Source organism: Streptomyces sp. NPDC042638 (assembly GCF_040647235.1).
Taxonomy (GTDB): domain Bacteria; phylum Actinomycetota; class Actinomycetes; order Streptomycetales; family Streptomycetaceae; genus Streptomyces; species Streptomyces rameus.
Genome location: NZ_JBEZBT010000013.1, coordinates 95,529 through 107,701, shown reverse-complemented (window position 1 = coordinate 107,701; position 12,173 = coordinate 95,529). Strand labels below are relative to the sequence as shown.

The following is a 12,173-nucleotide window of genomic DNA, read 5'->3' as shown; positions in this document are numbered from 1 at the left end:
ACCCCGCTGCCGGTCCCGGCTCCGGCTGACACACGGACGGGCCCGGGGCGACGCCCGGGCCCGTGGCGCGTCCCGCCGGATCAGCTCTCCTTGCCCCGCCCCGACAGCGCGTCGCGCATCCGGTCGACCAGGCCGACGCCGGGGGCCAGCAGCTTGTTGGCCGGAGGAGTGTCCGGTGCCGACGGGTGCGGACGGGTCGGGGCCATCCTCTTCGCACGGCGGACCTTGTCGCCGAGGTCCATCAGCGCGTCCGGGGGACAGACCGCCTCCAGCTGCGGGAAGAGATTCTGTTCCTCGTCGGCGACATGGGACCGGATCTCGCTCATCAGCTGAGTCATGAGCGTGTCGAACCGCGGGTCGTCCGCCTGGCAGCCCTCCAGGTCCTTCATGATCTGCTCGGCCTTGGCGTGGTCCTCGATCTCCTTGTCGGCCAGGGCGTCGCCGCCCGTCACGTGCTCGCGCACCGCCGGGTAGAGATAGGCCTCCTCGGCGACCGAGTGGCGGACCAGCTCGATGGTGACCTGGTCGCAGAGGTTCTTGCGTTCCTTGGAGCCGGGCGGCAGCGCCTCGATGCGGCCGAAGATCTCCTCGACCTCGCGGTGGTCGGTGGTCAGCTCCTGGATGACGTTTCCGCCGTGACCCATTGTCGTTACCTCCTGCGTGACACGCGGCGGCTCGTGACGGCCGGCCGTCGCCGCGCAGAGTGCCCCCGGGGACGGCGCGCTACACGGCCGACGGTGCCCACTTCGCCCGTATGGCCCATGCGCCTCACGGGTGCCGAGACGTCGTCGTGCGCGACGGACTTCGCCGTGATAGGGAATCGCTGGAGTCGCGCGAGTACTCATCATTCCGGACAATAAGAATCCAACGTATGAAACCAACTGGCACGGGAACTCTCCTGCCAGTGCCGTCCAGCCAGTGGCGGCAGACCCAGGGTGGTCCTCCGGACGAGTGGGACCCGAGCCCTGCCCTCTTCCTCTCCAACGGGCCGACGATGTCGGGCCCGGTGACGCGGCACGCGCCCCAACCCCCGCGCGACACCTTCCCGGTGGGCGCGGGCGGCACATTCCGGGGCGCGCACGGCGCGGACGAAGGACGACGAAGGGAATAGCCCCCATGACTGGTGACACACCGTTTCCCTGGCGGCGCGCCCTCGTGACCGGCGGCGCCGGCTTCCTCGGCTCCCATCTGTGCGAGCGGCTGCTGGATTCAGGCGTCGAAGTCGACTGCGCCGACAACCTGGTCTGCGGGCGACGCGAGAACGTCGCGCACCTGGAGGACCGGCCCGGCTTCCGGTACGTGCACTGCGACGTCTCCTCCGCCGAGTGCCCGGAGCGGCTGGCAGGCCCGTACGACCTGGTCCTGCACTTCGCCTGCCCGGCCTCGCCCGCCGACTATCTGCGCATGCCCCTGGAGACCCTCGACGTGGGCAGCCTCGGCACCCGCAACGCCCTGGCGATCGCCGAACGCGACGGCGCCCGCTTCCTGCTCGCCTCCACCTCCGAGGTGTACGGGGATCCGCAGGTGCACCCGCAGCACGAGGGCTACTGGGGCAACGTCAACCCGATCGGGCCGCGCAGCGTGTACGACGAGTCGAAGCGGTTCGCCGAGGCCCTGGCCACCGCGCACATGGGCACCAGGGGCACGAACGCCGGAATCGTGCGGCTGTTCAACACCTACGGGCCGCGGATGCGGGCCCAGGACGGCCGGGCCGTGCCCACCTTCATCTGCCAGGCCCTGGCCGGCGAGCCGCTCACGGTGACCGGTGACGGCAGCCAGACCCGCTCGCTGTGCTACGTGGACGACACCGTCGACGGCATCCTGCGGGTGGCCCGCAGCAGGTCCGTGCGCCCGGTGAACATCGGCGGCAGCGACGAGATCACCGTCGCCGACCTGGCCCGCCGGGTGGTCGCCCTCACCGGCTCCCGCTCTCCGATCGCGTTCATAGACCGGCCCGTCGACGACCCCGGCCGGCGCCGCCCCGACACCAACCTCGCGCGCGAGCTGCTCGGCTGGTCGCCGCAGGTCCCGTGGGAGGAGGGCCTGAAGCAGACCATCGCCTACTTCGCGGCCCTGCCCCCGGAACCGGTCCCGGGCGTGGAGGACCCCGCCCCGCAGTCCTGACCCCCCGCCCTTCCCCGGCCCTGGAGACAGCGCATGCACGTCCTCGGTATCAACGCACTCTTCCACGACCCCGCCGCCGCCCTGATCACCGACGGCAGGGTCGTGGCGGCGGCGGAGGAGGAGCGGTTCTCCCGCCGCAAGCACGGCAAGCGGCCCGTACCCTTCGCCGCCTGGGAGCTGCCCGAGCAGTCGGCCCGCTGGTGCCTCCGGCAGGCCGGCCTGACCCCGTCCGAACTGGACGCCGTCGCCTACTCCTACGACCCTTCGCTGGCCCTTCCCGCCGAGCGGATGGGACTGCACGACCCCTGGGACCACCTGCGCCAGCAGTACGCCCGCGAGGCGCCGGACTTCCTCGCGGAGGCGCTGCCCGGACTCGACCCGGCCAAGGTCAGGTTCGTGCCGCACCACGTGGCGCACGCGGCCTCCGCCGGACCGGTCTCGCCGTACCCCGACTGCGCCGTCCTCGTCCTGGACGGCCGCGGGGAGTGCGGCTCCCACCTGGCCGGCCGCTACACCAACCGCGAACTGACCGTCCTCGGCACCCAGTCGCTGCCCGACTCCCTCGGCCTGTTCTACGAGGACCTCACCCAGCACCTCGGGTTCCTGCGCAGCAGCGACGAGTTCAAGGTGATGGCGCTCGCCTCCTACGGCACCCCACGCTTCGCCGAACGGCTGCGGGAGTACGTCCGGGCCGACACCGAGGGCGGTTTCCGGGCCCGCCCGGTGCCCTGGGCCGACCTCGTCCCGGCGCGGCCGGCCGGCGGGACCTGGAGCAGGGACCACGCCGACCTCGCCGCCAGCGCCCAACTCTGCCTGGAGGAGGCCATGCTGGCCCTCGCCCGGTGGCTGCGCGAGCGCACCGGCGAGGACGCGCTCACCATGGCCGGCGGCGTCGCCCTCAACTGTGTCGCCAACACCCGGTTGTGGCGGGAGAGCGGCTTCCGGCACATCTGGGTGCAGCCGGCCGCCGGCGACGCCGGAACGGCCCTGGGCGCGGCGGCGCACGTCGCGGCCCAGAAGGACACCCTGGAGCCGATGCCGACGGCCGCCCTCGGCCGCGGCTGGAGCGACGCCGAGCTGCGCGCGTGGCTGGAGCGGGCGGCCGTACCGTACGAGGAGCCCGCCGACATCGCCGAGACCGCCGCCGAGGCGCTGGCCGCCGACGGGATCGTGGCCTGGTTCCAGGGGCGCAGCGAGTACGGGCCGCGCGCGCTCGGGCACCGCTCGCTGCTCGCCCACCCGGGCCGGGCCGCCAACCTGGAGCGCCTCAACGCGGTCAAGGGGCGCGAGGAGTTCCGGCCCGTGGCGCCCATGGTGCTCGCCGAGCGCGCGGGGGAGATCTTCGACGGGCCGCTGCCCAGCCCGCACATGCTGTTCGTGCACGAGGTGGCCGCCGACTGGAAGGCGCGCATCCCGGCCGTGGTCCACGTCGACGGCACGGCCCGCATCCAGACCGTGGACCGCGCCCAGGAGCCTCTGGTGGCCCGCATGATCGAGGGCTTCGAACGGCGCACCGGACTGCCGGTGGTGGTGAACACCAGCCTGAACACCGCCGGGCGGCCCATGGTGGACGACCCCCGCGACGCCCTGGAGTGCTTCGGCTCGGCACCCGTGGACCTGCTGGTGCTCGGCCCGTTCGCGATCCGCCGCGGGAAGGCGTTCGTATGACCGGCGCGCCCGCCTACACCGTGGTCGTCCCGACGATCGGCCGCCCCTGCCTCGCCGAGTGCCTGCGCGCGCTCGCCGCGGCCGAGGGCCATCCGCCGCACGAGGTGATCGTCGTCGACGACCGTCCCGCGCCGGAGGGCGGCCTGCCGTTGGAGACGGCCGGGCAGCTGCTCGACCGCGTGCGCACCCTGGGCACCGGCGGCAAGGGGCCGGCCGCCGCCCGGAACGCCGGCTGGCGCACCGTCCGTACGCCCTGGACGGTGTTCCTGGACGACGACGTCCAGGTGCTGCCGGACTGGTCCCGGCGGCTCGCCGAGGACCTGCGCGCGGCCGGGCCCGAGGTCGGCGGCGTCCAGGGACAGCTGCGGGTACCCCTGCCTCCGGACCGCCGGCCCACCGACTGGGAGCGCACCACCAAGGGCCTGGAGAACGCCGCCTGGGCCACCGCCGACATGGCGTACCGCACCCAGGTGCTCAAGCGGACCGGCGGTTTCGACGAACGCTTCCCGCGGGCCTTCCGCGAGGACGCCGACCTCGCCCTGCGCGTGCAGCGGGCGGGCTGGTCCCTGACCCGGGGCACGCGGGTCACCCGGCACCCGGTACGCCCGGCCCACTGGTGGGCCTCCATGCCCGCGCAGCGCGGCAACGCCGACGACGCCCTGATGAACCGGCTGCACGGCCGCGACTGGTGGGACCGCGCCCAGGCGCCCCGCGGCCGGCTGCCCCGCCACCTGGCGGTCACCGGCGCGGCCCTCGCCGCCGTCTCGTGCGCCGTGGCCGGGCGGCGCCGGGCAGCGACCGCCTGCGCAGCCCTGTGGACGCTCGGCACCGCCGAGTTCGCCCTCGCCCGGATCCTGCCCGGCCCGCGCACCGCCCGCGAGATCGCCGGGATGCTGGGCACGAGCGTGCTCATACCCCCTCTCGCCGTACGGCACTGGGTGCGCGGGGTCCTCCGGCACCGGCACGCCCGGCCGCTGGGAGGTGCCGGATGAGCACCGTGTCGGCGGTCCTGTTCGACCGGGACGGCACTCTCGTCGCGGACGTGCCGTACAACGGCGACCCGGACCGGGTCCGGCTGCTGCCGGGCGCCGCGGAGGCCGTCGCGCTGGCCCGGTCCCGGGGCCTGGCCACCGGCGTGGTCAGCAACCAGTCCGGCATCGGGCGGGGCCTGCTCACCGTCGGGCAGGTGCTCGACGTCAACGCGCGTGCCGACGAACTGCTCGGCGGGCTGGACATCTGGGTGTTCTGCCCGCACGCCCCCGACGCCGGCTGCGCCTGCCGCAAGCCGCGGCCCGGCCTGATCCGCACCGCCGCCGCCCGGCTGGGCGTACCGGCCGCCGAGTGCCTGGTGGTGGGTGACATCGCCGCCGACGTGCTGGCCGCCCACGCGGCGGGCGCCCGGGGCGTGCTCGTGCCGAACGAGGCCACGGCACCGGCGGAGGCAAAACGTTTCTCCAGTCACAGTGCCCCCGATGTGCTCACCGCCGTGCGGAGCGCGCTCCGCGTGACCGCGGGGAGGGCGTCGGCATGAGGACCCTCGTCGTCCGGCTCGACAGCTTCGGTGACGTGCTGCTGTCCGGCCCCGCCGTACGCGCCGTCGCCGCCCACAGCACGCACGTCACCCTGCTGTGCGGACCGCGCGGCGCGGACGCCGCCCGGCTGCTGCCCGGCGTGGACGAGGTCACGGTGTGGGAGGCGCCCTGGGAGGGCTTCGACCCGCCCCCGGTCACCCCGGCGGACATCGACGCCCTGGTCGGGCGGCTGCGCGCCGAGGCCTACGACAACGCCCTCGTCCTGACCTCCTTCCACCAGAGCCCGCTGCCCGTCGCCCTGCTGCTGCGGCTCGCCGGCGTCGGCCGGATCGGCGCCGACAGCGTCGACCACCCCGGCCGGCTGCTCGACGTACGCCACCGGCGGCGGGCCGGCCGGCACGAGGCGGAGGCGGCCCTCGACACCGCCGCGGCCATGGGCTTCGCGCCACCCCCCGGCGACGACGGACGCCTGCGCGTCCTGCCGCCCCCGGACACCGGCGGCCTGACCGGCCACGGCCCGTACGTCGTCCTGCACCCGGGCGCCAGCGCACCCGCCCGCGCCTGGAGCCCCCACCGCTGCGCCGAGGCGGTCGGCCTGCTCGCCGACGCCGGACACCGCGTCGTCGTCACCGGCGGCCCCGGCGAGACGGCCCTCACCCGGCAGGTCAGCGGCGACGTCGCCGTCGACCTCGGCGGCCGGACCGGCCCGCGCACCCTCGCCGGAGTCCTGCGCATGGCCGACGTCGTGATCAGCGCCAACACCGGGCCCGCCCACCTCGCCGCGGCCGTCGGCACACCCGTCGTGTCCCTGTTCGCGCCCGTGGTCCCGGCGGAGCGCTGGGCGCCGTACGGCGTCCCCGTCATCCTGCTCGGCGACCAGTCGGCGCCGTGCGCGGACACCCGGGCCCTCACCTGCCCGGTGCCCGGCCACCCCTGCCTGGACGAGGTCACCGGACAGGACGTGGTGCGCGCGGTGCACAAGCTCATCCAGGAGCGGCACTCATGAACATCCTCGTCTGGCACGTGCACGGATCCTGGCTCACCGCCTTCGTGCAGGGCCCGCACACCTACCTGGTCCCGGTCACCGGGGACCGCGGACCCGACGGCCTCGGCCGGGCGGTGACCTGGGACTGGCCGCCCTCCGTACAGGAGCGCACCCCCGCGCAACTGCGCGACTGCGACATCGACCTGATCGTGCTGCAACGGCCGCACGAACTCGACCTGGCCCTGCGCTGGACCGGCCGCCGGCCCGGCGTGGACGTGCCCGTCGTGTACGTCGAGCACAACAGCCCCGACGCCTCCCCCGAGCGCCAGCTCCACCCGCTGTCCGGCCAGCCCGGCATCCCGATCGTCCACGTCACCCACTTCAACCGGCTGATGTGGGACAACGGCCGGGCCCCGACCGAGGTCGTGGAGCACGGCATCATCGACCCCGGCCGGCTGTGGACCGGCACCGAACGGCGCGCGGCCGTCGTCGTCAACGATCCCGTGCGCAGGGGGCGTACGACCGGTACCGACCTGCTGCCCCGGTTCGCCCGGTCCGCCCCCCTGGACGTCTTCGGCATGCGCACGGAAGGGCTCGCCGCACACCTCGGCCTGCCGCCCGAGCGCTGCCGCGCCCGCGACCTGCCCCAGCACGAACTGCACCGGGAGATGGCCAGGTGCCGCCTCTATCTGCACCCCGTGCGCTGGACCTCGCTGGGCCTGTCCCTGCTGGAGGCCATGTTCCTGGGCATGCCCGTGGTCGCCCTGGACACCACCGAGGTCCGGGAGGCGGTACCCGACGGCGCCGGCGTCGTCTCGAACCGACTGGACGTACTCGAGGACGCCGTACGGGCCTTCCTCGCCGACCCCGAACTGGCCCGCGCGACCGGCGCGGCGGCCCGCGTTGCGGCCCAGGCCCGCTACGGAGAGCGGCGCTTCCTGGACGACTGGGAGCGCCTGATCAAGGAGGTCACCCGATGAGCCGCATTCCCCACACGGCCGGGCGCGTCGCCATGGTCTCCGAACACGCCAGCCCACTGGCCGCGCTCGGCGGACCGGACGCCGGCGGCCAGAACGTGTACGTCGCTCAGGTCGCCCGGCAGCTCGCCAGAAAGGGGTACCGGGTCACGGTCTACACCCGGCGGGACTCGGCGGGCCTGCCGGACCGGGTGACCCTCATCGACGGCGTGCAGGTGGTGCACGTACCCGCCGGACCGCCCGCGCCCGTCCCCAAGGACGACCTCCTGCCGCACATGGGCGAGTTCGGGGACTTCCTGGCCCGGCAGTGGGCCAGGAGCCGCCCCGACGTGGTGCACGCCCACTTCTGGATGTCGGGCCTGGCCGCCCTGGCCGGCGCCCGTGACCTCGGCCTCCCCGTCGTGCAGACCTACCACGCGCTCGGCACGGTGAAGAAGCGCTACCAGGGCGCCGCCGACACCAGCCCGCCGCAGCGCCTCGCCGTCGAGGAGGCCATCGGCCACGAGTGCGCCCGCATCATCGCCACGTGCAGCGACGAGACGGCCGAACTGAAGGCCATGGGGCTGCCGGAGGACCGGATCAGCGTCGTGCCCTGCGGTGTCGACCCCGACCAGTTCGCGCCGGTCGCCGGCACCAGGCCGCCCGGTGCCCGCAGACGGCTGCTGGCGGTCGGCCGGCTCGTGCCCCGCAAGGGCTTCGACCGCGCCATCCGCGCCCTGGCCGGCGTCCCCGACGCCGAACTCCTCATCGCCGGCGGCCCGGAGACCGATCTGCTCGGCACCGAACCCGAGGCCGCGCGCCTGTACGCCCTCGCCGGTGAGTACGGGGTCTCCGACCGGGTCACCCTGCTCGGCGGGGTCGGCCGGGCCCGGATGCCCCGGCTGATGTCCAGCGCCGACCTGGTGCTGTCGCTGCCGCTGTACGAGCCCTTCGGCATCGTCCCGCTGGAGGCCATGGCCTGCGGTACGCCGGTCGTCGCCACCGCGGTCGGCGGCCAGCTCGACACGGTCGTGGACGGCACCACGGGCCTGCTGGTCCCGGCCGACGACGACTACGACCTCAGCGCGGCCCTCCGGGCCCTCCTCGCCGACCCCGGCCGGCTCGCCCGGTACGGAGCCGCCGGCCGCAGCCGGGTCCTCGCCCACTACACCTGGGACCGGGTGGCCGACGGCGTGACCGGGGTGTACGGCGCCGTGTCCTCGATCCGCTCGCTCTCGGGAGTCGTCCGATGAAGACCGCCACCGGCACCAGCCACGGGAACCACGGCAAGCGCGGCCGTCACGGGAATCAGGAAACTGCCGTCACCGTCACCGACACCGTCACGGCCACCGACACCACGCACTGCGACGACCTGGCGAAGGCCCTGGAGGCGTTCCGCGACCGCGGACCGCTCATCGAGCGCTGGGGCACCGAACTCGCCCGGCGGCTGGGCTCGGGCGCCCGGCTGCTCGTCGCGGGCAACGGCGGCAGCGCGGCCCAGGCCCAGCACCTCACCGCCGAACTCGTCGGCCGCTACCGCGACGACCGCCCCCCGTTCTCCGCGGTGGCCCTGCACGCCGACACCTCCTCCACCACCGCGATCGCCAACGACTACGGCGTCCAGGAGGTGTTCGCCCGCCAGACCGCCGCCCACGGCCGCCCCGGTGACGTGCTCCTGCTGCTGTCCACCAGCGGCGCCAGCGCCAACCTGCTGGCCGCCGCCGACCGCGCGCACCGGATCGGCATGTCCGTGTGGGCGCTGACCGGGCGCTCCCCCAACCCCTTGCAGCTCGGCGCGGACGAGGCGCTGTGCGTCGACGCCCCTGCCGCCGCCACCGTCCAGGAACTGCACCTGGTCGCCGTGCACATGCTGTGCGAGGCCTTCGACCAGGCCGTGGAGCGCGGCGAAGCCGACCCCCGGGCCGCACGCGCCGGGACCCACGTCGCGGCGGACGCCGACGGCACCTCCGTCACCGACAGCACCTCCGTCACCGACGGCAGACCCGGTGTCGTGGGCCGCCTCGTCGGTCGCGCCCGCGGCGTCGGCCGGAACGCGCCCGGCACGTCGGGTGCGTCCGGCACGTCCGGTGCATCCGGCACGTCCGGTGCTTCCGGCCGATCCGGTGGGCCCGGCCGATCCGGTGGGCCCGGTGGGCCCGGTGGGCCGGTCGTGCCCACGGAGGGACCCGCATGAGCGCCTCCCAGACACCCCTGGTGGTCGTGGGCGACGCCCTGCTCGACCACGACCTGTGCGGCCGGGCCGAGCGGCTGGCCCCCGACGCGCCCGTGCCCGTCGTCCACGGCGCCCGGCGCAGCTCCCGCCCCGGCGGCGCCGCCCTCGCCGCCTGCCTCGCCGCCGCCGACGGACGCCCGGTCACCCTGGTCACCGCCCTCGGCCGCGACGCCGCCAGCGACACCCTCCGGGAGCTGCTGACCGACCGGGTCGGCCTCATCGAGGTCCCGCTGGAGGGAGCCCTGAGCAGCAAGACCCGCGTCCTGGCCGGGGACCGCCCGCTGCTGCGCCTGGACGACGGCGAGGGCCGCGCCCGCGAGGCCACCGCGCAAGCGGTCTGCGCGATCGCGGCGGCCGCGGGAGTCCTCGTCGCCGACTACGGCCACGGCACCGCCGACGTCCTGCGCGACGCGCTGTCCCACACGGCGGCCCCCGTCGTCTGGGACCCCCACGTACGCGGCCGGCCCCCCGTCCCCGGCGTCCGCCTTGCCACGCCCTCGGCCCAGGAGGCGCGCGCCTTCGCCCGGCGGCTGGACGGTGGGGACAGCGGCGACACACCCGGACTGCGCACCGCCGCCCGGGACGCCCGAGCCCTCGTCGGTGCCTGGCAGGCCCGGGCCGTCGCGGTCACCCTCGGCGAGCGCGGGGCCCTGCTCTCGGACGGCGAGACCCCGCTGCTCGTGCCGACCCCGGCCACCGCCACGGGCGACCCGTGCGGCGCCGGCGACCGGTTCGCCGCCGCCGCCGCCGGTCTGCTCGCCGACGGGGCCCTCACCGAGGCCGCCGTGCAAGGCGCCGTGCACGCCGCCACCCGCTTCGTCGCCGAGGGCGGCGCCCGCGCGGTCGCCGTCCCGGACGACCCCGAGACGGTCGCCGAGCCCTCCACCGACGGCGACACCACCGCCGACGCCGTGCGCACCGCCGCCCGGGTCCGGGCCGCGGGCGGCACCGTCGTCGCCGCCGGCGGCTGCTTCGACCTGCTCCACGCCGGGCACGTCGCCCTGCTCCAGGCCGCCCGCCGGGCCGGCGACTGCCTCGTCGTCTGCGTCAACTCCGACGACTCAGTGCGCCGCCGCAAGGGCGATGGCCGGCCCCTCGTACCGGCCGTCGACCGGGTACGGGTGCTGCGCGCCCTGGAGTGCGTGGACGCCGTCGCCGTCTTCGACGAGGACACCCCCGAACGCATCCTCGGCGAACTGAGGCCGCACATCTGGGCCAAGGGCGGCGACTACGCCCGGACCCGGCTGCCCGAACAACCCCTGGTGGAGAGCTGGGGCGGCCAGGTCCTGCTGCTGCCCTACCTCGACGGCCGCTCCACCACCGGCCTCGCCCGCCGCGCGGCATCGGCCCCCGCACCCGCTCCGGGACGGACGAGGTGACCGCCGCACCCCTCGCACGCGGGCCGCGCGTGAGCGGACCGGAGCAGGGAGTGCCCGTCGCGCAGGCCGCAGGGCTTGCGGGTACCGGCGCGGGACCCTCCGCACGGGGGCGGGGTGTGAGCGCATCGGCGCAGGTGGCGCCCCTGGCGCAGGCCCTCGGGCGAGCGGGTACCGGCCCGGAGCCTTCCGCACGCGGGCCGCGCGTGAGCGGACCGGAGCAGGGAGTGCCCGTCGCGCAGGCCGCCGGGCGAGCGGGTACCGGCCCCGATCCGGTCGGCACCCGCCGGCCGCCGCCGGCACGCCCCACGCCCCCCAACCACCGGAGGACTCCGTCGGTGACCACCGAGCATCCCCCGAGCGCACCGCGCGTCCTGGTCCTGCGCGCGCTGGGCCTCGGCGACCTGCTGGCCGGCGTGCCCGCGCTGCGCGGCATTCGCCGGGCCTTCCCCGGCCACGAGATCGTCCTCGCCCTGCCGTCGGGGCTCACCGAACTCGCCCTGGCCACCGGGGCGGTCGACGCCGTCCTCGCGGCCGAGGCACCGGGCCGCGCCGTGCCGGACCTCGGCCACTGGCCCGGCCCGCCGCCCGACGTGGCCGTCGACCTGCACGGCAACGGCCCCGAGAGCCGCGACGTCCTGGCCGCGCTGCAGCCGCGCCGGCTCCTCGCCCACGCCTGCCCGGACGGGCCGCCCTGGCTCGGCCACGCCAACGAACGGGACCGCTGGTGCGCCTTCCTGCGCGGCTACGGCATCCCGGCCGACCCCCGGGACCTGCGGCTGCCCCGGCCGGCCGGGCCGTCCCCGGCCCCCGGCGCGGTGGTGGTGCACCCCGGCGCGGCCTCGGGCTCCCGCCGCTGGCCGGGGGGAAGGTTCGCCGCCGTCGTACGGTGCCTGCGCGCCGCCGGCCACCACGTGGTCCTCACCGGCGGCCCCGGTGAGGACGCCCTGGTCCGCTCGGTCGCCGAACGCAGCGGGCAGCCCGGCCACGACGTACTGACCGGCGGCCTGCCGCTCGGGCAACTGTCCGCGCTGGTCGCCGAGGCGTCCCTGGTGCTCAGCGGCGACACCGGCCTCGCCCATCTCGCGGTGGCCCACGGCACCCGCTCCGTCACCCTGTTCGGGCCCGTCTCCCCGCGACTGTGGGGGCCGCCCCCGGGCCCGGACCACCTGGCCCTGTGGAAACCCGGCCCGCCCGGCGACCCCCACGGCCGCACCCCCGACGCCCGCCTGCTGCGCATCGGCACAGGTGAGGTCGCCGCGGTGTGTCTGTCGCTGCTGCGGGGTGCCCGTGGTCGTC

General features: G+C 75.8%; 10 protein-coding genes and 1 pseudogene. 10 read left to right on the top strand and 1 reads right to left on the bottom strand.

All coding sequences use genetic code 11. From position 1 onward, the window contains the following. Nucleotides 1-80: 80 nt before the first annotated feature. Complete coding sequence (locus tag AB0B40_RS13910; RefSeq protein ID WP_362263982.1) at nucleotides 81-644, bottom strand: hemerythrin domain-containing protein; 564 nt, start codon at nucleotides 642-644, stop codon at nucleotides 81-83. Between the two features lie 472 nt (nucleotides 645-1,116). On the opposite strand from AB0B40_RS13910, the gene AB0B40_RS13905 reads away from it, so the two are divergent. From AB0B40_RS13905 to AB0B40_RS13860, 10 genes and pseudogenes are all read left to right on the top strand, one after another. Continuing rightward, nucleotides 1,117-2,124 carry an NAD-dependent epimerase/dehydratase family protein gene (locus tag AB0B40_RS13905; RefSeq protein ID WP_362263981.1) on the top strand — a complete coding sequence of 336 codons (1,008 nt, stop codon included), beginning with the start codon at nucleotides 1,117-1,119 and terminating at the stop codon, nucleotides 2,122-2,124. 33 nt (nucleotides 2,125-2,157) lie between these two features. Next, the gene (locus AB0B40_RS13900; RefSeq protein ID WP_345048764.1) at nucleotides 2,158-3,792 is read left to right on the top strand and encodes a carbamoyltransferase C-terminal domain-containing protein; all 1,635 of its coding nucleotides are present in this window, start codon (nucleotides 2,158-2,160) and stop codon (nucleotides 3,790-3,792) included. Beyond that, nucleotides 3,789-4,784, top strand: a complete 996-nt coding sequence (locus AB0B40_RS13895) for a glycosyltransferase (protein WP_345048762.1) — start codon at nucleotides 3,789-3,791, stop codon at nucleotides 4,782-4,784. Before AB0B40_RS13900 ends, AB0B40_RS13895 begins: the two co-directional genes overlap by 4 nt. Further along, nucleotides 4,781-5,323: an HAD-IIIA family hydrolase gene (locus AB0B40_RS13890; RefSeq protein WP_345048760.1), complete on the top strand. Its 543-nt coding sequence runs from the start codon at nucleotides 4,781-4,783 to the stop codon at nucleotides 5,321-5,323. The genes AB0B40_RS13895 and AB0B40_RS13890 overlap by 4 nt, the downstream gene beginning before the upstream one ends. Beyond that, nucleotides 5,320-6,330 (top strand): glycosyltransferase family 9 protein, encoded by a 1,011-nt coding sequence (locus tag AB0B40_RS13885; RefSeq protein WP_345048758.1) that lies wholly within the window; start codon nucleotides 5,320-5,322, stop codon nucleotides 6,328-6,330. Before AB0B40_RS13890 ends, AB0B40_RS13885 begins: the two co-directional genes overlap by 4 nt. Then, the gene (locus AB0B40_RS13880; protein WP_345048756.1) at nucleotides 6,327-7,289 is read left to right on the top strand and encodes a glycosyltransferase; all 963 of its coding nucleotides are present in this window, start codon (nucleotides 6,327-6,329) and stop codon (nucleotides 7,287-7,289) included. Before AB0B40_RS13885 ends, AB0B40_RS13880 begins: the two co-directional genes overlap by 4 nt. Continuing rightward, nucleotides 7,286-8,518 carry a glycosyltransferase gene (locus AB0B40_RS13875; RefSeq protein ID WP_345048755.1) on the top strand — a complete coding sequence of 411 codons (1,233 nt, stop codon included), beginning with the start codon at nucleotides 7,286-7,288 and terminating at the stop codon, nucleotides 8,516-8,518. Before AB0B40_RS13880 ends, AB0B40_RS13875 begins: the two co-directional genes overlap by 4 nt. Before the next feature lie 119 nt (nucleotides 8,519-8,637). Continuing rightward, nucleotides 8,638-9,162: pseudogene (locus AB0B40_RS13870) on the top strand (SIS domain-containing protein); the annotation flags it as partial. Between the two features lie 293 nt (nucleotides 9,163-9,455). Then, nucleotides 9,456-10,877, top strand: coding sequence for a PfkB family carbohydrate kinase (locus AB0B40_RS13865; protein WP_362263980.1), 1,422 nt, complete (start codon nucleotides 9,456-9,458; stop codon nucleotides 10,875-10,877). Nucleotides 10,878-11,212: 335 nt separating this feature from the next. Next, nucleotides 11,213-12,173: glycosyltransferase family 9 protein (locus tag AB0B40_RS13860; RefSeq protein ID WP_362263979.1), on the top strand; the 961-nt coding region annotated here is incomplete at its 3' end.

Coding starts and splice junctions, on each gene's coding strand:
- AB0B40_RS13900 (WP_345048764.1), top strand. CDS start 2,158: ATGCACGTCCTCGGTATCAACGCACTCTTCCACGACCCCGCCGCCGCC.
- AB0B40_RS13885 (WP_345048758.1), top strand. CDS start 5,320: ATGAGGACCCTCGTCGTCCGGCTCGACAGCTTCGGTGACGTGCTGCTG.
- AB0B40_RS13865 (WP_362263980.1), top strand. CDS start 9,456: ATGAGCGCCTCCCAGACACCCCTGGTGGTCGTGGGCGACGCCCTGCTC.
- AB0B40_RS13895 (WP_345048762.1), top strand. CDS start 3,789: ATGACCGGCGCGCCCGCCTACACCGTGGTCGTCCCGACGATCGGCCGC.
- AB0B40_RS13890 (WP_345048760.1), top strand. CDS start 4,781: ATGAGCACCGTGTCGGCGGTCCTGTTCGACCGGGACGGCACTCTCGTC.
- AB0B40_RS13880 (WP_345048756.1), top strand. CDS start 6,327: ATGAACATCCTCGTCTGGCACGTGCACGGATCCTGGCTCACCGCCTTC.
- AB0B40_RS13905 (WP_362263981.1), top strand. CDS start 1,117: ATGACTGGTGACACACCGTTTCCCTGGCGGCGCGCCCTCGTGACCGGC.
- AB0B40_RS13910 (WP_362263982.1), bottom strand. CDS start 644: ATGGGTCACGGCGGAAACGTCATCCAGGAGCTGACCACCGACCACCGC.
- AB0B40_RS13875 (WP_345048755.1), top strand. CDS start 7,286: ATGAGCCGCATTCCCCACACGGCCGGGCGCGTCGCCATGGTCTCCGAA.